Consider the following 23,736-nt stretch of genomic DNA (forward strand, 5'->3'; position numbering starts at 1 on the left):
ATAAGTTAAGCAAGGAGGATTGCGTATGAGTGATGTAATGGCTGATCGTACCCCTCCGCATAATATAGAAGCTGAGCAGGCAGTCTTAGGTGCTATATTGATTGATCAGGATGCGTTAACGTCAGCATCGGAACTATTGGTACCTGACTCATTTTATCGAACGAAACATCAAAAGATTTTTGAAGTCATGCTTGGATTGTCTGATAAGGGGGAGCCGATCGACTTAGTAATGATGACGTCAGCGATGGCTGATCAAGGGTTATTAGAAGAAGTTGGTGGGGTTTCTTACTTAGCAGAATTAGCAGAAGTTGTTCCGACCGCTGCTAACGTAGAGTATTATGCACGAATCATCGCTGAAAAAGCGTTGTTACGTCGTTTAATTCGAACAGCGACTCATATTGTGTCTGATGGATATGAGAGAGAAGACGATGTGGATGGCCTATTAAATGAGGCTGAGAAAAAAATATTAGAAGTATCACATCAAACGAATGCGAAGGCATTCCAAAATATTAAAGACGTTCTTGTAGATGCTTACGATAAAATCGAACTTTTGCATAATCAAAAAGGTGAAGTTACCGGGATACCAACTGGGTTTACTGAATTAGATAAGATGACGGCAGGGTTCCAGCGAAATGATTTAATCATCGTGGCGGCACGTCCATCGGTAGGGAAAACGGCATTTTCATTAAATATCGCACAAAACGTAGCGACGAAAACGGATGAAAATGTCGCGATTTTTAGTCTAGAGATGGGTGCTGATCAGCTAGTTATGCGTATGCTTTGTGCAGAAGGGAATATAGATGCACAAAGACTTCGTACCGGGTCATTAACTTCTGATGATTGGGCGAAGTTAACGATGGCAATGGGTAGCCTTTCTAATGCTGGTATCTATATTGATGATACACCAGGTATTAAAGTAAATGAGATTCGAGCGAAATGTCGTAGATTAAAACAAGAACAGGGTCTTGGTATGATCTTGATTGACTACTTACAGCTTATTCAAGGAAGCGGGAAATCAGGAGAGAACCGTCAGCAGGAAGTATCTGAGATTTCTCGTACACTAAAAGGGATTGCACGTGAATTGCAAGTACCTGTTATTGCCTTGTCGCAGTTATCTCGTGGTGTAGAATCTCGTCAAGATAAACGTCCGATGATGTCTGATATTCGTGAATCGGGAAGTATCGAGCAGGATGCTGATATCGTAGCCTTCTTATATCGTGAAGATTACTATGACCGAGAAACAGAAAATAAAAATACGATTGAAATTATTATTGCAAAGCAGCGTAACGGTCCTGTAGGTTCCGTAGAACTCGCATTCGTTAAAGAGTTCAATAAGTTCGTTAACCTAGAACGCCGCTTCGAGGATGGACATGCGCCGCCTGCATAAAGCTAGTATAAAAAAGAAACACATTTCTTATAATAAGATGTGTTTCTTTTTTTTATGGGAAAGATAAGGCTTTCATAATGTCAAAAATATAATTCTTACGAACGAAAATGTTTTTTAATAAAAAAATGTTCGCTTTTTGGTTGACTTCTTTTTCGGTTTTGGTACAATTATATTGTTTGAATAGATCGTTTGAAAATTGCGGAGGTGCTTTAATAATGTCTTCAGTAGTAGTTGTAGGAACACAATGGGGCGACGAAGGAAAAGGTAAAATCACTGATTTTCTTTCTGAGCATGCGGAAGTAGTTGCAAGATATCAAGGTGGAAATAACGCGGGACATACAATTGTTTTCGGCGGAGTTAAATATAAATTACACTTAATTCCATCTGGTATTTTCTATAAAGAGAAAATTTGTGTAATCGGAAACGGCTTAGTAGTAGATCCGAAAGCATTACTTGAAGAATTAAAATACTTACACGATCGTGGTGTAAGTACTGATAATTTACGTGTAAGTAACCGTGCGCACGTTATTTTACCTTATCACTTAAAACAAGATGAGTTAGAAGAAGCGAGTAAAGGTGATAACAAAATCGGTACAACGAAAAAAGGTATCGGTCCTGCATATATGGATAAAGCTGCTCGTATCGGTATCCGTATGGCTGATCTTTTAGACCGTGAAGCATTTAAAGAGAAGCTTGAGCGCAATTTAGCACAAAAAAATCGTTTGTTTGAAAAAATGTACGATACAGAAGGTTTCAGTGTAGAAGAAATTTTCGAAGAGTACTTCGAGTACGGACAACAAATCGCACAATATGTGTGTGATACGTCTGTTGTATTAAATGATGCATTAGATAACAATCACCGTGTACTATTTGAAGGTGCACAAGGTGTTATGCTTGATATCGACCATGGTACGTACCCATTCGTTACATCTTCTAACCCAATTGCTGGTGGTGTAACAGTTGGAACTGGAGTTGGTCCTGCAAAAGTTACTCGCGTTGTAGGTGTATGTAAAGCATATACAAGCCGTGTTGGTGATGGTCCATTCCCTACTGAGCTTCATGATGAAATTGGTCATCAAATTCGTGAAGTTGGTCGTGAGTATGGAACGACAACTGGTCGTCCACGCCGCGTAGGTTGGTTCGATAGCGTTGTTGTAAGACATGCACGTCGTGTTAGTGGTTTAACAGATTTATCATTAAACTCTATCGACGTTCTAACTGGTATTCCAACTCTTAAAATTTGTGTTGCTTACAAATGCAATGGCGAAGTTATCGATGAAGTTCCAGCGAACTTAAATATTTTAGCGAAATGTGAGCCTGTATACGAAGAACTTCCAGGTTGGACAGAAGATATTACTGGTGTAAGATCATTAGACGAGCTTCCTGAAAATGCACGAAAATACGTAGAACGTGTTTCTGAATTAACAGGAATTCAATTATCTATGTTCTCAGTTGGACCAGATCGTAACCAAACAAATATCGTTCGTAACGTATACGAAGCTTAATTGATATTTTTGAGAAAAAACTCATGTCCGCATGAGTTTTTTCTTATCTTTTATAAAAAAATAAAAAAAGGTATTGCAAAATATAAAGGAAACATGCTATGATACATCTTGTCGTCACGAAAATATGACGTTGGTGAGTATGAGCCATTAGCTCAGTTGGTAGAGCATCTGACTTTTAATCAGAGGGTCGAAGGTTCGAGTCCTTCATGGCTCACCATTTTATTTTTCGTGGCCCGTTGGTCAAGTGGTTAAGACACCGCCCTTTCACGGCGGTAACACGGGTTCGAATCCCGTACGGGTCATGTCTTTTTTTATGTTCATTTTTGGTCCCGTGGTGTAGTGGTTAACATGCCTGCCTGTCACGCAGGAGATCGCCGGTTCGACCCCGGTCGGGACCGCCACTTTTGTTTATACCACCATTAGTGGTTTTATATATAGTTTTGGCTCGGTAGCTCAGTCGGTAGAGCAGAGGACTGAAAATCCTCGTGTCGGCGGTTCGATTCCGTCCCGAGCCACTCTCAGGATATTAAGTGGGCCCACTTAATATCCTTTTTATTTGTGTAATTTTACAAAATTGAGTAGTTATTTTAAAATAGAATGAGGAGCCTCTAGCAGTTGAAGCTAGAGGTTTTTCTATAGATCGTATAGGATTCCGTGTAAATGTGGATTATACATGAGTCTGTGAGAATAGAGGAAAAGTACTTAAGCAAAAGATGCGGTCATATAGGGACATACTATGTAGACATCAATGTGTTTAAGGATATTGACCATATTTTTACCCCACTATTTACTGGACAGTAAGCCCAAGCCTTAAAATTCAGCGAAAGCAAAGAAGTTAGGTGAGGAGCGGGCTGCCCGTAAAAGCCCAATTGGTGAGGGCTAATAATCAGTGGGTGATGAAGAAAACACCCACCAATTAAAGTTTCACTTTATAAGGAGGAAATAGACGATGATGGGAAAGAAAATTTTAGTAGTTGATGATGAAAAGCCGATTGCAGATATTTTGAAGTTTAACCTAGAAAAAGAAGGTTTTGAAATTGTAATGGCGCACGATGGTGATGAAGCAATTGAAAAAGCGAATGAAGAACAGCCGGATATGGTTTTATTAGATATTATGCTACCAGGTAAGGATGGCTTAGAGGTTTGCCGTGAAATACGTAAAAGCTCAGAAATGCCGATTATTATGCTTACAGCAAAGGATTCTGAAATCGATAAAGTATTAGGACTTGAGCTTGGAGCAGATGATTATGTAACGAAGCCATTTAGTACGAGGGAATTACTTGCTCGCGTGAAGGCGAATTTACGTCGCCATCAACAAGGTGGTGCTGCAGAAAAAGAAGAAAATACGGAAATGGTTATTGGACCGATTGTTATCAATCCGAATGCATATAGTGTAACGAAGCGTGAAGAAAATATTGAACTTACACATCGTGAATTTGAGCTACTACATTATTTAGCAAAACATTTAGGACAAGTTATGACGCGCGAACATTTATTGCAAACAGTTTGGGGTTATGACTACTTTGGAGATGTACGTACAGTGGATGTAACAGTTCGTCGTTTACGTGAAAAAATCGAAGATAATCCAAGTCATCCTACATTAATAGTCACTAGACGTGGAGTAGGGTATTACTTGCGTGACCCAGAGCAGGAATAGTATATGAAGAAAGTCGGTTTTTTTCAATCTATTCATTTAAAATTTGTACTCATATATATGCTATTAATATTGATAGCAATGCAGGTTATTGGTGTATATTTCGTAAGAGAGTTAGAAAAGAGTCTTGTGCAAGGATTTAGAGACTCTTTAACGCAGCAAACGAACTTATTAGCATATAACTTGAAACAAGAGTTTAAAAAAAGTCATACAAAAGCAGAAACAGAATCAACAGATGAAACGATTAAAACTTCAATTCGAAAATTTGCCTCTGATCGAAAGAAAGATATTCAAGAGGTAAGTGTATTTGATTGGAATAGAAAGTTACTTGCTATTTCAGATGAGTCAAAGCAAAACAAGGTAAATAGAACATCAACTGATATAGCTGTTCAGCGGGTATTGGTACAAAAAAAGCCAGAAGTGAAAATTGAGAAGGATGGTCGTACAGGCCATCGTGTACAAGTTATGCTTACGCCTATTCTAGATGATAACGGCAAAGATGCACTTGGTGTTATTTACATTGTTGCATCTATGGAAGATGTTTATAAACAGATGAAGGATATTAATCAAATTTTTGCGACTGGAACTGTTATCGCATTACTCGTAACAGCTGTACTTGGAATTTTGTTAGCTCAAACGATTACGAGACCAATCTCAGATATGCGAAGACAAGCGATTGAAATGGCAAAAGGAAACTATTCAAGAAAAGTAAAAGTGCATAGCCATGATGAAATTGGACAACTAGCATTATCTTTCAATAATTTATCAAAAAAATTACAACAAGCTCGTTCTTCAACGGAAAGTGAAAGACGTAAATTGTCATCCGTTTTATCACATATGACAGATGGGGTAATTGCTACTGACCGAAAAGGGGACATTATTTTATTAAATGATCCTGCGGAAAAGATGCTAAATGTTTCGCGTGAAACGGCGCTCGATCAATCTGTTTTAGAAGTATTAGGGATACAAGAAGAATTTACGCTCGATCATTTATACGAAGAGCCTGATTCTGTTTTATTAGATTTTAGTACGAGAAATGAACCATATATTTTACGTGCTAGTTTCTCTGTCATTCAAAAAGAGACAGGGAAAGCAAATGGTTTAATCGCTGTATTATATGATGTAACTGAGCAGGAGCGTATAGAAAGGGAACGCCGTGAGTTTGTAGCAAACGTTTCCCATGAATTAAGAACGCCATTAACGACGATGCGTAGCTACTTAGAGGCACTTACGGACGGCGCGTGGCAAGATCCGAATATTGCACCGCAATTTTTAACGGTTACACAAGAAGAAACAGAAAGAATGATTAGACTTGTAAATGCGTTATTGCAACTTTCTAAACTCGATAGTACAGAACATCGTTTAATGAAAGAATGGGTCGACTTTACTGACTTCTTTAATAACATTATTGATCGTTTTGAAATGTCTAAAGAGCAAAACGTAAGTTTCAAACGATCTTTCTCTAAGAAATCCCGATTTATTGATATGGATACGGATAAAATTACACAGGTTTTGTATAATATTATTTCGAATGCATTAAAGTATTCACCAGAAGGTGGAACAGTAACATATCGCTTACGTGATCGCGGGGAATTATTAGAGATTAGTGTAAGTGACCAAGGAATGGGTATTCCGAAAGAAAACGTCGATAAAATCTTTGAACGTTTTTATCGTGTAGACAAAGCACGTTCAAGACAAATGGGTGGTACAGGACTTGGATTAGCAATTGCGAAAGAAATGATTGAGGCACATGGTGGCTCGATTTGGGCGAAAAGTGAGGAAGGAAAAGGGACAACTATTTACTTCACATTGCCAATGGCAGCGGATGAAGAGGACGATTGGGAATGAGTATGGAAAATGTTAAAACGATCGTTTTAATTAATTTAGTTGTAATTAGCCTATTTCTTACTTTTAACTTATGGACGTATGTGCCAGATTCCACGTCTATGCAAAACGCAAAATTTGTGCAGGGGAATGAAGGAACTACTCAAACTAAAATTGCTGATGTTGTCCGCCCTACTTCTATGATCGTGCATAAAGATAAAAATCATTACGGGAGCGAAAGAGAGGGAGATATAGAATCAATCTATAAACCTTTGGAAGCAGGGGAATTATATGATTTCAAAGAGATATCGATTGCTAAAGCTGATTTCCTTTCTTATGTGCATGGTGAAGGGAAAATTGAACTTGTTTTTCCTACCAACATCCCATTTGATGCAGTTAAATCTATGTTTAATATGAAAGCGAAAAGTATAGATAAGCCGAAAAATTTTAATCGAATTATTCTTGACCCTTCTAGAAGTAGGGATCAAGAAATTAAAATTACTTTTGTTTCTGATGGTGATAATTCTAGAATATATGAAGCAAAATTAAGTGGTGTGTATTTAAAAGATATTGTAAATGCACAAAATCAATTTATAGTATCGGCAAAACCTTATTTTGACTATCAAATTAATGATATGAAAAAGCTATTTTTACCAGATGGAACGACAGAATTAAGTAATATAACATATATTTCATCTAATTTATCGGTTGATACATTTAAGAATGCTCTTTTTAGTGACCCACGTTATTTAAGCCCTATTACCGAGAAATCGAAAGAAACATTTACAGACGGTATTAGGTCTATGGAGATTGAAAACGATCAGCATATGCTAAAGTATAAAAATTCTTCTGTTTCAAGTGAGAAAACGACAGATAATTTAATGCTCTTACAAAAAAGCTTTGATTTTGTAAATGGTCACAGTGGGAGTTTGGATTCGTATCGTTTGGACTATATGAATAAAGGACAGACGGTATTCCGTTTACATGAAGATGGATATTCCGTATTCAATACAGATGGATTAGCTGAATTGAGACAAGTAAGGGGATCAGAAGAAGTAATGGAATATGAAAGACCGTTGTTGTCTTTAAATACGAAAGGCATAGAGCAGAAGGTTACTCTTCCGTCAGGTCACGTTGTAATAGCATCCCTAGAAAATAATGCCGCTGTAGATAAACGACTCATTAAAGACATTGGTATTGGATACAAATTATCACTAGATGGGCAAGTAGCTCGACTACAGCCAATTTGGTATGTAAAGTTTGTTGAAGATGAAGCTGGCAAACAAAAAATATATGAGTGGAGTGAGGGAGGACTAAATGGATTGGGATCGGATTAAAACCATATTTATTGTGACCTTTTTTGTTTTGGACCTCTTTCTCATTTTTCAATTCATTCAAAAGCAAGATAGTAATCAATTGGAGCTTGTTGCAGAAACAAAGATAGATCAAGAATTAAAAGCAAACAAAATTACTATGGGTAATTTCCCTAAAGAACCGAAAAAAGAGGCATTTATTAGGGCAGAAAACAAGGCATTTAAAGAAGAAGATATACAGTCTTTAAAAAATCAAATGGCGCATATACAAAATATGTACAAGATAGAAAGTAAGCTAAAAGAGCCCTTTTTGAATACAAAATCATTATCCAAAGATAAGTATAGTGATTTTTTGAAGAACTATGTATTGGATGGACAAAAGTATGAGTTTGGAGCGATGAAAGACTCTAAAATTTACTTCTTCCAAAAATATAAAGATAAACCCATTTTCTATAACGATCAGGCAATGATTGTTGTGGAATTAAATGAAAAAAGTGAACTTGTGTCATACACGCAGACGATGCTAACGGATTTAAAAGAAATGGGCGAAAGTGAAAAAACGAAACAGCAAGAAATTATTACTGCCCAAACGGCCTTAGAAAATCTGTATTTAAAAAATAAAGTTCATGGAAATACACATGTAAAAGAAGCACAAATTGGTTATGCCAACCTTACCGCATCTACTTCTAATAACCAAGTACTTGCTCCAACATGGAACTTAAAAACGGAGCAGAAGCAGGACTTCTTTGTAAATGCAATTGAAGGACAAGTTATGGAATTAGGGGAAAGGGAAAATCAAGTGGTTGATGAACATACTGGAGTGAGAAAGAATGGGGTTGCATTTTAGCGTACTTGCAAGTGGAAGTACAGGGAATATGCTATATGTAGGAACAGATGAAAAGAAATTACTCGTCGATGCAGGTTTAAGTGGTAAAGCAACAGAGGCTTTATTTAAACAGGCAGAACTAAATATAAATGATGTATCGGGTATTCTTGTAACACATGAACATAGCGATCATATTAAAGGATTAGGTGTATTAGCACGTAAATATGATTTGCCTGTTTATGCAAATGAGAAGACATGGAATGCAATGGAACATTTAATAGGAAATATCCCAACTGAGCAAAAGTTCATTTTCTCAGTTGGGGATGTGAAAACATTTGGTGATATTGAGGTCGAGTCATTTGGAGTTTCTCATGACGCCGCAGAGCCGATGTTCTATGCTTTTCACAACAATAATAGAAAGTTAGCTCTTATTACAGATACGGGATACGTGAGTGACCGTATGAAAGGTGTTATTAAGGGAGCTAACGCTTTCGTATTTGAAAGTAATCATGACGTGGAGATGCTTCGTATGGGACGTTACCCATGGAGTATTAAGCGACGTATTTTAAGTGATGTAGGGCACGTTTGTAATGAGGACGCTGCATTAGCGATGGCAGATGTAATTACAGACGAGACAAAACATATTTATTTAGCGCATTTAAGCCTAGATAATAACATGAAAGAACTAGCACGTATGTCAGTGTCACAAGTATTAGAGGAAAAAGGATTTGGAGTGGGAGAAGCCTTTGAAATTCACGATACAGATCCAAAAATGCCGACAAAAATTCAATACGTATAATTCTTCATTTTAGTAAACAATAAAGGTGAATATAGTTGTTTTCAGGAAGATAGGTGAACAAATATGTCCTTTATTGATGAAGAAAATTATCGTATGAAACGTGCAAGGAAAAAGAAGCATAAAGGTATTGTTATTTCTAGCATAGCAGGAACAATTGTAGGAGCTTCGTTATTTGCATTTGGAGCTCCGTTATTTACAAATGATGCAGGCGCGCTCCCACAAGCGGAAGCAAGTGGCAGTAATATGGCCGAAGCGCAAGGAATTAAACAAATTAGCTTTGTGGATGCCGTTGATCGTGCGTCTGAAGCTGTTGTTGGCGTTATTAATATTCAACGAGATAATTTTTCAGAGGCAGATTCAGAAGCTGGTACAGGATCGGGTGTAATTTATAAAAAGGCAGATGGCCAAGCTTATATCGTAACGAATAATCATGTTGTTGCTGGGGCAAATCGTATTGAAGTAAGTTTAAGTGACGGTAAGAAAGTCCCAGGAAAAGTATTAGGGACTGATGTAGTCACAGATTTGGCTGTACTACAAATAGATGCAAAGCATGTGAAAAAGGTAATTGAAATTGGTGACTCTAATACTGTTCGTAGAGGAGAACCGGTCATTGCGATTGGAAACCCGCTTGGGCTACAATTTTCTGGAACTGTCACACAAGGTATTATTTCAGCTAATGAACGTATTGTCCCTGTAGATTTAGATCAAGATGGACATTATGATTGGCAAGTAGAAGTATTGCAAACAGACGCAGCAATTAATCCAGGTAATAGTGGTGGTGCGCTTGTAAATGCAACAGGTCAATTAATTGGCATTAACTCAATGAAAATTGCAGCAAAAGAAGTAGAAGGAATTGGACTAGCTATTCCTGTTACTAGAGCTGTTCCTATTATGAATGAATTAGAGAAGTACGGAAAAGTAAGAAGACCGTATGTTGGAATTGAACTGAGATCATTAAATGAGATTCCAAACTACTATTGGTCAAAAACATTGCATTTACCAGGCAATGTAACAGAGGGAGTTTGCATTTTAGATGTGAAAAGTCCTTCGCCAGGTACAGATGCTGGTTTACGAGAACACGATGTGATTGTAGCAGTTGATGGAAAACCGGTTCGCGATATTATCGGATTCCGTACGGCCTTATATGATAAAAAAATTAATGATAAAATGACCCTTACATTTTATCGTGGTACAAAACGAGCAACAACAACAGTTAAACTAGGCATTCAAAAGTATTAAAAACAGGAGGGCCTACCTCCTGTTTTCTATTGTAGAAAAGTGAGGTGAAGAATATGAATTTACCTTGTTGTTTAGAACATGTTGAATTAGCTTTAGATATTATTGTGGATGAGTGTGAAGTTGCACCGGTTATCAACAATGTGGATAACTCGGAAAAAGAGAAAAAAACATGTGAATTTTGTCAAAATGAGGCGACATATGTTGTATCGAACACAGATTCTCACACAATATGTGGGTAACATTTGTGGATATGTGGATAAGTTATGTGGATAACATGTTTGTAAGGTGGGGAATACGTGTGAATATCTCGATTATTTCAATTGGGAAATTAAAAGAAAAATATTTAAAACAAGGTATAGCAGAATACTTAAAACGATTATCAGCATACGCAAAAGTAGAAGTAATTGAATTGCCAGATGAAAAGGCACCAGAAAATTTAAGTGAAGCAGAAATGTTAATTGTAAAAGAAAAAGAAGGTATACGTATACTGGATAAAATTTCTGATGATACGCACGTCATTGCGTTAGCGATAGAAGGAAAGCAAAAATCATCAGAAGAATTTGCGGTAAGCTTAGATCGTCTTGCTACATATGGAAAGAGTAAAGTTGCCTTTGTAATTGGTGGATCACTTGGACTAAGTTCAGAAGTAATGAAGCGTTCAAACGAATCACTTTCTTTTTCAAAGATGACATTACCACACCAATTAATGCGATTAGTATTGCTTGAGCAAGTGTATAGAGCGTTTCGTATTAATCGCGGTGAACCGTATCATAAATAGTAATAGTACATTCAAACGGCTACAGATGTGGCCGTTTTCTATATTTCCTAAAATAAGTATGTTTCTATTTCTAAAAAAGTGTGATGTAATATGAAGAGGAAAAAAGTACAAGTAGTCATAGAAGTGAGGAATTAAAGGTGAAGAAGTTTAAAAAGTTTTACTTGGAGATTACGAGTGTATGTAATCTTGCGTGCAGCTTTTGTCCGCCGACGGAAAGGCAGAAGCAGTTCATTTCTGTGGAGGATTTTGCGAAAAGATTAGACCAAATTAAACCTCACACAGACTACATTTATTTGCACGTGAAGGGTGAGCCGTTGCTTCATCCAAAAATAGATCAACTGTTAGATTTAAGTCATGAAAAAGGGTTTAAAGTTAATATTACAACGAACGGAACGTTAATTAATAAGAGAAGGCATAGACTGTTAAATAAGCCTGCTCTAAGACAAATGAATTTCTCATTGCACAGTTTTGATGGACACCCAGGTTCGCAAGATAAAGAGGGCTATGTAAGAAGTATACTTTCCTTCATTAGAGAGGCGACAAGTCAATCAGATTTAATTGTTTCACTACGGTTATGGAATTTAACGCAGGATAATAAAACGAATGCTGAAATCCAGAAAAATAGAGAGTTATTATCCATCATTGAAAATGAGTTTGGTTTATCTTATCAAATCGAAGAGAAGCTTACACCGGGAAAAGGTATAAAAATTGCGGAACGTGTCTTTATTAATCAAGACTATGAATTCCAGTGGCCAGCATTACATGAAGAAGAGGATGATGGAAAAGGATTCTGTCACGGTCTTCGAAATCAAGCTGGGATTTTAGCGAATGGAACAGTTATTCCTTGCTGTTTAGATGGTGAAGGGATTATTAACCTTGGAAATATTAATACTGACTCATTTTCTAACATTATAGAAGGTGAAAGAGCGACAAACATTGTCGATGGATTTTCGAAAAGGGTTGCAGTCGAAGAGCTATGCAGAAAATGTGGATACCGTAAAAGATTTGGAAAGTAAATATGAAATAAGCCCTCATAAAGCGAGGGCTTATTTTTTATTCTTGATAAGAACGTTCTAATTCATCAATTAAGGAAGCGACGTAAGAAACGGCCCTGCGGATTGCATCTGGTTTTGACATATCCACTCCAGCATGTTTCATTAATTCAAGTGGTTTCATCGTACCACCAGCACGAAGTACATCTAACCAGCGGTCAACAGCAGGTTGTCCTTCCTCTTTAATCATTTGAGCTACCGCAGTAGATGCAGTAAGGCCAGCGGAATAGGTGTAAGAATATAAGCCCATATAATAATGAGGTTGACGCATCCAAGTTAAGCCAGCGCCTTCGTCAATTTCTACAGAATTTCCCCAGAATGTAGAAAGTACATTTGTTTTTATTTCAGTTAAAGTTGTAGCTGTAAGGGCTCCGCCTTCTTCTGCTAGCGTGTATACTCTTCTTTGATATTCTCCCTCAAGTAAGTGAGTAACAAAGTTATGGTAATATGTGCCGAGTAGTTGCAGAATCACCCATCTGCGCATTCTCTTATCGTCATTCGTTGCTAATAAATGCTGGGCTAATAGTAATTCATTCATTGTAGATGGTGCCTCAACAAAGTACATAGATGGACGTACATTCATAATACGCTGGTTTTTATTTGCTAAATAAAAATGACCAGCATGCCCAAATTCATGAGCTAATGTGAAGCAACCACGCATCGTATTTTGCCATGTAATTAAAATGTATGGATGAGAACCATACGGGCTTGAACAAAATGCCCCGGTTGATTTCCCTACATTATCTGCAAGATCGACCCATCTTTCTTTGAATCCTTTTTCGATAATGGAACTATATTCATCCCCGAGTACTTGTAAAGAGTCTTGAATGAGTTTTCCAGCTTCTTCATAAGTAATTGCCGGATTAAATTCGGGATCTAATGGTGCATGTAAGTCGCAGAAAAGCATTTGATCGAGTCCTAATACTTTCTTTTTTAAATCTGCAAAACGGCGCATATGAGGTGCTAATTCTTTATAAATAATATCAAGTTGATTGTTATACATTTCAAGTGGAACTTTTTGAGGTTCTAGAAGCATATGAGTAACAGATTCAAATTTGCGTAAGCGAGAAAGTGTCACTTGTTTTTTTACTTCAGTCGCATATGTTGTTGCCACCGTATTTTTATATCGTTTCAACGTGGAAACAAATGATGAGTATGCTTTCCTACGTATGTCTACGCTTGGAGAAAACTCATATTTACTTTCAAATAATGCAAATGATACAGGGAGTTCGTTTCCTTGTTCATCTTGTATGGAGGTAAAATCCATATCGGCTAATTTAGTCATACCATAAATTTTGTATGGAGAACTATGTACTTCACCAAGTGCAGCAAGAGCTTCTTCTGTTTCAGGAGAGAGCGTGTGCTGCCTTTTTTGTAGTATGTCTAGTAATGATTTACGGAAAGGTTCGAGTTTTGTTTCTTCGGTTAAATATTTTTCAATTGTTCCTTCGTCAAATGAGAGGATTTCATTATGGATAAAGGATAGTGCAGTATGTACTTTCGTCCATAAAGCAGCAATTTTGGAAGAGTTTGCTTGAACAACTGGATTTGTACGGTCAGTAGATTCTTTTAAATTTGCGTAGGAGTATAGTTTTGTTAACTTCATTAAAAGCTCTTCTTCTAAAAGTAGGCAATGTAATAAGCTAGTGGAGCTAGTGTGTAATTGGCCTTTAAACACATCAAGTTTTTTTATATCGTCTGTTAATACACGTAATGCAGTTTCCCACTCTTTATCACATTCGTATAAATGAGAGAGGTCCCATGTTAGTTCAGTAGGGACTTCCGCGCGAATATGGCGTTTCTCAATTATATTTTTCATTTGTTATATCCCCCTTATTATAAGTATATAAAAACATGATACTAGAAAATTCAGTAAAATGAAAATATTTTATATTTCTATATATGAAAAAGAAGGACAAGCATTTTTATGCTTGTCCTTCGAGTTAAATTTAAAAATTAATATACTTTATCACCGTTGAAAATAGAGTTTTTCACGACTACATAATCTACAGTACGAATTGAATCTAATTTTGTTCCACCAGCGTAAGAGATAGAAGATTGAAGATCTTGTTCCATTTCAACTAAAGTGTCTTCTAAAGAACCTTTATGCTCAACGAACATTTTCTTACCTTCAACGTTTTTCTTCTCGCCTTTTTGGAATTCAGAAGCTGAACCGAAGTACTCTTTATAGAGTTTGCCGTCTTTTTCGATTGTTTCCCCTGGAGACTCTTCATGACCAGCGAATAGAGAACCGATCATAACCATAGTCGCCCCAAATCGAATAGATTTAGCTACGTCGCCGTGTGTACGAATACCACCGTCAGCGATAATTGGCTTACTTGCAGCTTTTGCACACCAGCGAAGTGCAGCTAGCTGCCAACCGCCAGTTCCAAAGCCTGTTTTAATTTTAGTAATACAAACTTTACCAGGTCCAATACCAACTTTTGTTGCGTCAGCACCAGCATTTTCTAATTCTCTTACCGCTTCTGGAGTTCCAACGTTTCCAGCGATAACGAAGCTTTCTGGTAAATGCTTTTTAATATGTTGAATCATGTTGATTACAGCATTAGAATGTCCGTGCGCGATATCAATCGTGATGTATTCAGGCGTAAGGTGCTCAGCAGCTAATTGCTGTACGAATTCATATTCGTCCTCTTTTACACCAACGCTAATAGAAGCGATTAATCCACGTGATTGCATATCTCTAATGAATGAGATACGTTTCTCTGGTTGGAAACGATGCATGATATAGAAGTAATTATTTTCAGCTAAATAAGTTGCAATTCTTTCATCAATAATCGTTTGCATATTTGCAGGTACGACAGGTAATTTAAATTTATGTTTACCTAAAGTGACAGTTGTATCACATTCAGAGCGGCTATTTACAATACATTTTGCAGGAATTAATTGAATATCTTCATAGTCAAATACGTTTTCCATCATTTACACCCCTAAAATACGAATATTTTATTAAGTTTGTTTAAAAATGTTCGTCCAAAGGATAATTTACATTATTTTCACTCATAAGTCAAAGGTTTTCATGTTTATATTTGAAAATTAAATTTTAGCTACGTATTTTGTAAGTTCGTGTAATGAAAATGTGTTTAAACATAGTATTATTTGATGTAAAATTATGTTTGGAAAATAAAAGTTTAATAGGTAAATTTAGGAGGGGTGCTAATGAAGCGTCTAGTATATATGGATTGGTTGCGAGTATTAGCAACAATCGCAGTAGTTACAATTCACGTTGCTGCTGGTTATGTTTCAGTGTTAGATGCAAATAACGCTTCACGCTGGATGGCTGGTAATCTATTTGAATCGATTTCACGTGCGAGTGTGCCGATTTTTGTAATGATTAGTGGAGCTTTATTGTTAAAAGGAACGAAAGATATTTCAGTCGGGGAGTTTTTACAGAAGCGCGCGAGTAAAGTAATTATTCCTTTTATAGCTTGGAGCGCTATATTTTATGCATATGGGGCATATGCAGGCTATTTCCCGGCCTCTTTAAAGCAAGGGATTAAGCACTTTTTAACGGATACTATTGGGGGACATTTATGGTTCTTATACATGATTGTAGGGATATATTTAATTACACCTCTACTGAAAATCTTTGTGAAGAATGCTAAAAAAAGAGAAATAGAATACTTTTTAATTTTATGGTTATATGCGTCTGTTGTAGTCAATTTAGTGAAATATTATTATCCTATCAACTTTAATATTGAATTATTTTACGTTACAAATTATGTAGGGTATTTCCTACTTGGTTATTACTTATCCAATTACGATATTTCGAAAAAATGGAGAAATATTTCTTACGTTGGAGGACTTGTAGGGTTTATTAGTACATTCTTTATTACGTATTACTATACAGTAAAAGCAAATGGACAATTAGAACATTTTTGGTATGGATATTTTGCGCCAGGCGTTGTACTGATGGCGATTGGATTATTTGTATTTTTTAAATATGCTTTCCAAAAATCAGAAAGAGAATTACCATTGTTATTCCGTTTTATAAATCAAGCAAGCCTTGGAATCTATATACTTCACTTCTTCTTATTAAATAACTTGTTGTACATGGTTTTCCCTAAAGTAAATGAGCGTGTACATGCAATATTGGCAATACCTATTAATGTAACGATTACAATTGTTCTTAGTATGGTAATTACGTTAATATTGCAAAGAATACCAGTTGTGAAAAAACTAGTTCCGTAAAAATGAATATGGTATAGATAGGGCAGACTTATAATTAAGGCTGCCCTTTGCTATTTTAAAATTATACGTAGATAAATTTAGGCTGAAATGAATTAAAAACAGTGGATTAATATAGTATCTTACTATAGTCTAAAGTGAGGTATGAAGAACAGAATAGGTTAAATATAAAATCAAATGAGGTTAATATATGAGTAAAAAAAGCTTTAGTAATTATGCATTAAGTAAAGAAGTAAGACGAGCACTTACTGGTTTAGGATATGAGCATCCAACAGAAGTGCAAGGAGAGGTTATTCCAGTTGCATTGCAAAAGAGGGATCTTGTTGTAAAATCACAAACAGGTAGTGGGAAAACGGCTTCGTTCGGTATACCACTTTGTGAAATGGTAGAGTGGGAAGAAAATAAACCACAAGCGTTAGTTTTAACACCGACGAGGGAACTTGCTGTTCAAGTGAAAGAAGATATTACAAATATAGGGCGATTCAAAAGAATTAAAGCCGCTGCAATTTATGGTAAATCTCCATTTGCACGTCAAAAATTAGAGCTAAAACAAAAGACGCATATTGTGGTAGGGACTCCAGGACGTGTGTTGGATCATATTGAAAAGGGAACTCTTTCTTTAGAGCGATTAAAATATTTAGTGATTGATGAAGCAGATGAAATGTTAAATATGGGCTTTATCGATCAAGTAGAGGCAATTATTGATGAATTACCTACAAAAAGAATGACAATGCTATTTTCAGCAACATTACCGGAAGATGTTGAAAAGTTATCACGTACATATATGAATGCACCAACTCATATTGAAATTAAAGCAGCTGGGATTACAACGGATAAAATTGAACATACTCTGTTTGAAGTAAGGGAAGAAGAGAAGCTTTCACTTCTTAAAGACGTAACGATGATTGAAAATCCCGACAGTTGCATTGTTTTTTGTCGTACACAAGAAAATGTAGACCATGTATATAGACAGCTAAAACGAGTTAATTATCCTTGTGATAAAATACACGGTGGTATGGTACAGGAAGATCGTTTTGAAGTTATGGATGATTTTAGAAAAGGAAAGTTCCGTTATTTAGTAGCAACAGATGTAGCTGCAAGAGGAATTGATATTGATAATATTACACATGTTATTAATTATGATATTCCATTAGAAAAAGAAAGCTATGTACACCGTACAGGAAGAACGGGACGAGCTGGTAATAGCGGAAAGGCCATTACATTTATAACGCCTTATGAAAATAGATTTTTAGAAGAAATTGAAGAATATATCGGATTTGAAATTCCAAAAGTATTGGCACCTTCAAAAGAAGAAGTTATAAAAGGGAAAGCTGTATTTGAAGAAAAAATACATGCTAAACCAATTATAAAGAAAGATAAAAATGCGGATATAAATAAAGGAATTATGAAACTGTACTTTAATGGCGGGAAGAAAAAGAAAATTAGGGCGGTGGATTTCGTCGGTACCATTGCTAAGATCCAAGGTGTTTCTGCTGAAGATATAGGCATTATTACAATACAAGATAATGTTTCTTATGTTGAAATATTAAACGGAAAAGGACCACTCGTTTTAAAGGTTATGAGAAATACAACGATAAAAGGTAAACAATTGAAAGTTCATGAGGCAAATAAGTAAAAAAACTATCCACTTTAATAAGTGGATAGTTTTTTTATTTAAGATTCTTTTAAATCATCGACTAATTTCTCTGCTAAACGTCTATACATATTACTCATGTTCACTAAGGAGTTTAGTAATAGAAACTTTTCTAGCTTTGGATCTTCTAAGGAAGAAAGCTCACTTACTTCTGAAATACGGCTATTTACGTCTTGTGTAAAGCTTTCGACGTTATTTTCGGTAAGAGAAAGATACTCTTTATATAGTGTATTTAATTTGAATGAATCGTCGTGTAATAAAGACTCGTTTATATTTTCTAAGGAGCTTTTTATGTCATTAATGGAAAGAGCCCCTTTTAATTGATAAATTAGGCTGATTAAAATCATATGCTCTTTTGAGTATTTTTTATTTTTGATTGGAATGAATAATTTTCCTTTTGCATAATTGTTAATCATTGTTTTTGTTAATACTTTTTCGTCATCAGTTCTCGTTGTATCTGCATAAGTATTTTCAAATAGTTGGACAACCTGATCTACATACAAGTCGACATTTGGAATATCTTCAAGAGTAATATTCTTTTCTAAATGTAATGTTTCAAGTAATTTATTTATATTTTCCACGTAGAACCCCTCACTTTTATAACTTAGTGGAGCATAATGTTTAGTTTATCTCTAAATATGGTATTACGAAACAAATGAATTGTAAATGTTGACCTATAGTAATAATGTGTATATAATTACATGTAGTTATCAAAACTACATGTAATTATACGAGGGGTGTTTATATGAATGCTTATATAAGAGAACCGGTTAATGCTTTTACCCATTTAGGAGGAGCTGTATTATCATTTATTGCATTATTAGCTATGCTTGTAAAAGTTTCTATTAATATGCCGTCTTTTGCGGCAATTACAGCTGTTATTTTATTTGGTATCGGAATGATGGTTTTGTATACAGCATCAGCTGTATATCATAGTGTTGTAGCCAGTGAACGTGTTATTTATTTCTTCAGGAAGCTTGATCACTCTATGATTTTTATATTGATTGCAGGTACATATGCACCATTTTGTTTAATTACATTACATTCTGCAAACGGTCTATTATTATTTTGTTTAGTGTATGCAACTGCCATTTGTGGTATTGTTTTTAAAATGTTTTGGTTTAGTTGTCCGAGATGGTTATCAACAGCAATTTATATTACAATGGGCTGGTTAATTGTTCTATTTTTTGCACCGTTAGCTGCTAACTTAAGTGCAGGAGGTATCGTGCTTCTAGTGCTTGGGGGCATTCTTTATACAATTGGTGGATTTATTTATGGAACAAAGCCAAAATGGTTAGAGTTTAAAAATATGGGGCATCATGAAATTTTTCACATTTTCGTATTATTGGGAAGCCTCGCCCACTTTTTAAGTGTGTATTGTTACGTAATTTAATTAAAAAATGCCACATGATTTTAGTTATGTGGCATTTTTTGATTGTTTAAGTGGAATCCTGTATAGAATAAAATGTAAGTTTCTGTGTTCACATAATAAACATATAGCAAGGGATGCATGGTATAATTTGGTTAATTCATATTAAAAATGATATGGGGGGACTAAAATTATGGCAGTACTTGTAACAGGTGGAGCAGGATATATTGGGAGTCATACATGCGTAGAATTACTGAATACTGGTTATGAAATTATTGTAGTAGATAATTTGTCAAACAGTTCAGTAGAGTCTATCAATCGAATAAAAGAGATAACGGGAAAACAATTTAAGTTTTATAAAGAGGATCTTGTAAATTACGAGGCACTGAATAAAATTTTTGAGGAAAATACAATTGAGGCTGTGATTCACTTTGCAGGTTTAAAGGCTGTAGGGGAATCAGTAGCAAAGCCATTGATGTATTATCATAACAACATTATTAGCACATTAGTATTATGCGAAGTAATGCAAAAGCGTAATGTGAAGAGGATGATTTTTAGCTCATCTGCAACGGTATATGGTATTCCAGAAACATCACCAATCACGGAAGAATTTCCATTAAGTGCAACAAATCCATACGGTCAAACGAAATTAATGATTGAACAAATAATGCGTGATGTGGCACTTGCGGATACAGAATGGAGCATCGCGTTACTTCGCTATTTCAATCCATTTGGTGCACATAAAAGTGGGCGTATTGGAGAAGATCCAAATGGAATTCCAAATAACTTAATGCCATATGTAACACAAGTAGCTGTAGGGAAGTTAAAAGAATTAAATGTATTTGGAAATGACTATCCAACGAAAGATGGGACGGGTGTCCGTGATTACATACATGTTGTAGACTTAGCACAAGGTCACGTAAAAGCGCTAGAGAAAGTACTGAATACAACAGGAGTAGATGCTTATAATCTGGGCACAGGTACGGGGTATAGTGTACTAGAGATGGTTGAAGCATTTGAAAGAGTTTCAGATAAGAAAATTCCTTATAAAATTACGGAGCGTCGTCCTGGCGATGTGGCAGTATGTTTCGCAGATGCATCGAAAGCGAAGCGTGAATTAGGCTGGGAGGCAACACGTGGATTAGAGGAAATGTGTGCAGATTCTTGGAAATGGCAATCAAATAATAAAAATGGCTATTTAGAAGTTTAATATGTAAATAAAAAAATGACCTTTGCATGAGCAAAAGGTCATTTTTTTATTTATTTCCCGTTAAGTTTATTAGCTAATTTGGTAAAGAAAGTTCGCTGTTTTATAGGAATATTTGACTGGCAAAATGTATAATAATCAATATCTTTAATGTAATTAAAGAGTCTAGAAATAGCATATAGGAATGTAATAGAGGATCCAACTGCAAAACTAATGCCGTAACCATTGAATCCAAATGGAAGCAGGAGAAGGCTTAATAACAGGTTTGCAAAAAAGAAAATAGCTGATGTTCGAAATGCCCCTTTACGATCCTCAAAGTATAGGAGTAGTAACGTAGTAACGAGCACCATTCCATTTGCATAGGCACCAACTATAGTTAGTTGCAGAATAGAGTAATTAAGTGTTGTGTTTCCAGATTGCGAACTAAACATCCATATTATAAAAATAATAAGTAAAGAAAAAATACCTTGATTACGAAGTATACGTTCTATTTCTTGCTTTAAGACAAAATTCATGGAATCTTTCAATTGTAAGAGAGTATTTAATGTTCCGTCGTTGTTTACTGAACCGAAGAACTTTTTATATCTTTCATAAAACCTTGTTTCAATGGATACTACAAAGAAAATATAGGTTGGAATAATACTTAAATACGCCCAGAAAACAGAAGTATCATAAATTTGATGATAAATAAATGTGTCTTCAATATTTCCTCGTCCTTCTCCAAACCAAATAACAAAATTACATACCCAAATACCCACATTGTAAAATAGGCTTGACCAAAATAACTCTGGATATTTATCTAAATAAGAAAGAAAGGTAAATTGTTCAGTAGCATCACTATTTGGAAACATTCGTACAATAACGATACTTAACCATACTAGTGTAATGAAAGTACCGAGTGTAAAAGAAATTAAAAGCAATAGGGCAGAGCCATGTTCTAGCCCAAGTGTAGGATGCCAGTAAGCTATTAGTGCAATTCCTGATAGGGAAAAAATGGATCCGATTAAAAATGCAAGAGCAATTGATTGATAATCTTTAGCTGCTGTTAAATAAATGGACTGAATCCAAATAATATTTAAAGCTAAAAATAAAAATAGCATCACGATTTTATAATACAAGGCTAATGGTGTGAAAAATGCAAATAAAAGCCATAACATAATAGCTAAAAAAAGTGTGATTTTCGTCATTCCTAAAAATGACGAAAATACTTTATCAGCTTTTTGTTCGTATAAAAGGTCAGCTACATATCTAGTTACAATGAGCTGCAATGCTCCGTATATAATTTGAGAAAAAATAAAGCAATATGAAATTGAAATAGTGAAAAGGCGCTGTTCTTCAATTGAAATAGAGTGAAATAAACTCAAAATGTATCGAATAGCTGTTACTGCTAAAATAACGACTAACCAAGGACCAGCTGTAACAAATAACGAAAATCCATAAGCTTTTACCCTTGAAGAATAGTAGTCTTCCTGAAATAATTTTTGTAATCGAAATCCTATACCTGCCATGTTTTCGCACCCCTTTCTAAATAAAGCTTACGATAACTATCAACAACACCTGATAATTGATAATATGCTTCAATCCGATTACGCCCATTGTTTCCGAATTGCTGAATGGATTCAGGGTGGCGATAATACCATTCTAAGTGAGTCGCAACTTGTTCAGGAGATACAGGTGGTACAACAAAGCCACATTGGCCGTAAGGATCTTCATCTTGTCCATAAATTAACTCCTTACAAGAACCAACATCTGTAACAACCCATGGTAATCCTGATGCCATTCCTTCTAACATAGCTAGTGGTTGTCCTTCAGATATACTTGTTAATACGAGAATATCCGTTTGTTTTAAGTAATCTTTAATGTTTACTCTGCCAGTCATTATTACATGTTCTTTTAATCCAAGTTGCTGAATTAAATCACGACATTCTTGGGCATATTCTGGTTCTTCTGTATCAGGACCTAGTAAGTAAAATATAAATGGAATATCTTTTTCTAATAATAATTTAGCTGCATAAATCATTGTTTTTACATCTTTAATTGGCACAACCCGTATAATAGCGGAAATAATAAGTTTATCCGAATTATATTTTGGCTTACGTAGTCCTTTATAGTCAGATAAAGTAACGCCGTTTGGAACAATTTTCAGTTTATGGGCCGGAGCACCTAGTTCTTTTTGATATGCACTATTTCGGCCGAATAACGTAATCACATCGGTAGCTTGTTCATATGCTTGGTGAGATAAATGATGGAAGAAAGAAACCCACCTTTTTTTGTATTCAATTGGTATCCAAGTTGATTGAAGTATTTCCTCTTCACGTTCCCGAGAATAAATACCATGCTCTGTTAGAATAAATGGTATGTCAGACTTGGCACCAATTGCAGCGCCAAGAAGCCCACCGTAGCCTGTAGATACAGAATGAATAAGATCTAATTCAGGAAAATCAATTTGTAAAATTTGAATGATTGGTGTGAACATAGATCTCCACATCCAAAAATAATTTAAGAAAGAACCACTACTTTCTTCATACAAATAGCTTTCTTTAACAATTTCATAAAACTCACGACTTTCGAAGAAGGAATGTAGTGTTCCTAGCTTTTGCTTGTTTCCTAATATTTGTAATGCTTTTGTGTCGTTAGCTTGGAATGTAAACCATTTTTGAAGTATTTGTACTTCGTCAGTAGTTAAATTGGTTTTTATATGTTTTGCTTCATTTTCTGATTGTAAAGGAATCATAATGATATCTTTTACGTTGCTTGGAATTTCATATTGATATTCATCTTCCGTTTTTACTTGAGGGACTATCGCAAAAATCGTAAATTCATGTTCTTTAAACTGCTGGATAATCATTTGAACCCAGCTTGCCACCCCTCCACTCACAAAGGGGTAACTGCCTTCAACGACCAAACCTATTCTCATTTG

Annotated in this window: 20 protein-coding genes and 4 tRNA genes; 19 read left to right on the plus strand and 5 right to left on the minus strand. The window is 35.5% G+C overall.

Annotated features, from left to right (window positions below; all coding sequences use genetic code 11):
• Nucleotides 1–25 precede the first annotated feature (25 nt).
• The 15 genes from dnaB (at nucleotide 26) to ACUXEY_RS14010 (ending at nucleotide 12,341) form a co-directional block, all read left to right on the plus strand.
• Entirely contained in the window at nucleotides 26–1,387 is a 1,362-nt protein-coding gene (gene dnaB / locus ACUXEY_RS13940; RefSeq protein ID WP_001286244.1) for a replicative DNA helicase, read from the plus strand.
• A gap of 215 nt (nucleotides 1,388–1,602) precedes the next feature.
• Nucleotides 1,603–2,892, plus strand: a complete 1,290-nt coding sequence (locus ACUXEY_RS13945; RefSeq protein ID WP_461300937.1) for an adenylosuccinate synthase — start codon at nucleotides 1,603–1,605, stop codon at nucleotides 2,890–2,892.
• 141 nt (nucleotides 2,893–3,033) lie between these two features.
• Nucleotides 3,034–3,109: transfer RNA gene (locus tag ACUXEY_RS13950), tRNA-Lys, on the plus strand.
• 13 nt (nucleotides 3,110–3,122) lie between these two features.
• Nucleotides 3,123–3,194: transfer RNA gene (locus ACUXEY_RS13955), tRNA-Glu, on the plus strand.
• Nucleotides 3,195–3,217: 23 nt separating this feature from the next.
• Nucleotides 3,218–3,293 (plus strand) — tRNA-Asp (locus tag ACUXEY_RS13960).
• Nucleotides 3,294–3,334: 41 nt separating this feature from the next.
• Nucleotides 3,335–3,407, plus strand: a tRNA-Phe gene (locus ACUXEY_RS13965).
• Nucleotides 3,408–3,841: 434 nt separating this feature from the next.
• Nucleotides 3,842–4,549 (plus strand): cell wall metabolism DNA-binding response regulator WalR, encoded by a 708-nt coding sequence (gene walR, locus ACUXEY_RS13970; RefSeq protein ID WP_000971865.1) that lies wholly within the window; start codon nucleotides 3,842–3,844, stop codon nucleotides 4,547–4,549.
• Between the two features lie 3 nt (nucleotides 4,550–4,552).
• Nucleotides 4,553–6,394 (plus strand): cell wall metabolism sensor histidine kinase WalK, encoded by a 1,842-nt coding sequence (walK, locus tag ACUXEY_RS13975; protein WP_166704372.1) that lies wholly within the window; start codon nucleotides 4,553–4,555, stop codon nucleotides 6,392–6,394.
• Nucleotides 6,391–7,707, plus strand: coding sequence for a YycH family regulatory protein (locus ACUXEY_RS13980; protein WP_461300938.1), 1,317 nt, complete (start codon nucleotides 6,391–6,393; stop codon nucleotides 7,705–7,707). Before walK ends, ACUXEY_RS13980 begins: the two co-directional genes overlap by 4 nt.
• A complete protein-coding gene (locus ACUXEY_RS13985) occupies nucleotides 7,688–8,530 on the plus strand; it encodes a two-component system regulatory protein YycI (RefSeq protein ID WP_461300939.1) in 843 nt (280 codons plus the stop codon). The genes ACUXEY_RS13980 and ACUXEY_RS13985 overlap by 20 nt, the downstream gene beginning before the upstream one ends.
• Nucleotides 8,514–9,308: an MBL fold metallo-hydrolase gene (locus ACUXEY_RS13990; protein ID WP_000522836.1), complete on the plus strand. Its 795-nt coding sequence runs from the start codon at nucleotides 8,514–8,516 to the stop codon at nucleotides 9,306–9,308. Before ACUXEY_RS13985 ends, ACUXEY_RS13990 begins: the two co-directional genes overlap by 17 nt.
• 63 nt (nucleotides 9,309–9,371) lie before the next feature.
• Nucleotides 9,372–10,547, plus strand: a complete 1,176-nt coding sequence (locus ACUXEY_RS13995) for a S1C family serine protease (RefSeq protein ID WP_461300940.1) — start codon at nucleotides 9,372–9,374, stop codon at nucleotides 10,545–10,547.
• A gap of 53 nt (nucleotides 10,548–10,600) precedes the next feature.
• Nucleotides 10,601–10,786 carry a CxxH/CxxC protein gene (locus ACUXEY_RS14000; RefSeq protein WP_001052827.1) on the plus strand — a complete coding sequence of 62 codons (186 nt, stop codon included), beginning with the start codon at nucleotides 10,601–10,603 and terminating at the stop codon, nucleotides 10,784–10,786.
• Nucleotides 10,787–10,845: 59 nt separating this feature from the next.
• Nucleotides 10,846–11,325, plus strand: a complete 480-nt coding sequence (gene rlmH, locus ACUXEY_RS14005; protein WP_001027003.1) for a 23S rRNA (pseudouridine(1915)-N(3))-methyltransferase RlmH — start codon at nucleotides 10,846–10,848, stop codon at nucleotides 11,323–11,325.
• 137 nt (nucleotides 11,326–11,462) lie between these two features.
• Nucleotides 11,463–12,341, plus strand: coding sequence for a radical SAM/SPASM domain-containing protein (locus tag ACUXEY_RS14010; protein WP_429601705.1), 879 nt, complete (start codon nucleotides 11,463–11,465; stop codon nucleotides 12,339–12,341).
• A 37-nt stretch (nucleotides 12,342–12,378) separates the two neighbouring features.
• Here the strand turns inward: ACUXEY_RS14010 and pepF are convergent, their stop codons facing one another.
• Both pepF and guaC read right to left on the minus strand, forming a co-directional pair.
• Nucleotides 12,379–14,196 (minus strand): oligoendopeptidase F, encoded by a 1,818-nt coding sequence (pepF, locus tag ACUXEY_RS14015; RefSeq protein WP_461300941.1) that lies wholly within the window; start codon nucleotides 14,194–14,196, stop codon nucleotides 12,379–12,381.
• A gap of 137 nt (nucleotides 14,197–14,333) precedes the next feature.
• Complete coding sequence (gene guaC, locus ACUXEY_RS14020; RefSeq protein ID WP_048527944.1) at nucleotides 14,334–15,317, minus strand: GMP reductase; 984 nt, start codon at nucleotides 15,315–15,317, stop codon at nucleotides 14,334–14,336.
• 240 nt (nucleotides 15,318–15,557) lie between these two features.
• Between guaC and ACUXEY_RS14025 the strand changes: the two genes are divergently transcribed.
• Nucleotides 15,558–16,589 carry an acyltransferase gene (locus tag ACUXEY_RS14025; protein WP_429601701.1) on the plus strand — a complete coding sequence of 344 codons (1,032 nt, stop codon included), beginning with the start codon at nucleotides 15,558–15,560 and terminating at the stop codon, nucleotides 16,587–16,589.
• Between the two features lie 187 nt (nucleotides 16,590–16,776).
• The gene (gene dbpA, locus ACUXEY_RS14030; protein ID WP_461300942.1) at nucleotides 16,777–18,222 is read left to right on the plus strand and encodes an ATP-dependent RNA helicase DbpA; all 1,446 of its coding nucleotides are present in this window, start codon (nucleotides 16,777–16,779) and stop codon (nucleotides 18,220–18,222) included.
• A 38-nt stretch (nucleotides 18,223–18,260) separates the two neighbouring features.
• Here the strand turns inward: dbpA and ACUXEY_RS14035 are convergent, their stop codons facing one another.
• Entirely contained in the window at nucleotides 18,261–18,821 is a 561-nt protein-coding gene (locus ACUXEY_RS14035; protein ID WP_461300943.1) for a DUF1836 domain-containing protein, read from the minus strand.
• Between the two features lie 164 nt (nucleotides 18,822–18,985).
• Here ACUXEY_RS14035 and trhA point away from each other — a divergent pair, with 164 nt between their 5' ends.
• Nucleotides 18,986–19,633 carry a PAQR family membrane homeostasis protein TrhA gene (trhA, locus tag ACUXEY_RS14040; RefSeq protein ID WP_461300944.1) on the plus strand — a complete coding sequence of 216 codons (648 nt, stop codon included), beginning with the start codon at nucleotides 18,986–18,988 and terminating at the stop codon, nucleotides 19,631–19,633.
• A 169-nt stretch (nucleotides 19,634–19,802) separates the two neighbouring features.
• On the plus strand, nucleotides 19,803–20,819 hold the full coding sequence (gene galE, locus ACUXEY_RS14045; RefSeq protein WP_461300945.1) for a UDP-glucose 4-epimerase GalE: 1,017 nt from the start codon (nucleotides 19,803–19,805) through the stop codon (nucleotides 20,817–20,819).
• Between the two features lie 50 nt (nucleotides 20,820–20,869).
• On the opposite strand, the gene pelG is transcribed toward galE, so the two are convergent.
• Together pelG and pelF are read right to left on the minus strand one after the other, a co-directional pair.
• The gene (pelG, locus tag ACUXEY_RS14050) at nucleotides 20,870–22,324 is read right to left on the minus strand and encodes an exopolysaccharide Pel transporter PelG (protein ID WP_461300946.1); all 1,455 of its coding nucleotides are present in this window, start codon (nucleotides 22,322–22,324) and stop codon (nucleotides 20,870–20,872) included.
• Nucleotides 22,312–23,733, minus strand: coding sequence for a GT4 family glycosyltransferase PelF (gene pelF / locus ACUXEY_RS14055; RefSeq protein WP_166704385.1), 1,422 nt, complete (start codon nucleotides 23,731–23,733; stop codon nucleotides 22,312–22,314). Before pelF ends, pelG begins: the two co-directional genes overlap by 13 nt.
• Nucleotides 23,734–23,736 lie beyond the last annotated feature (3 nt).

This window comes from Bacillus sp. F9_6S_D1_P_5 (genome assembly GCF_054823925.1).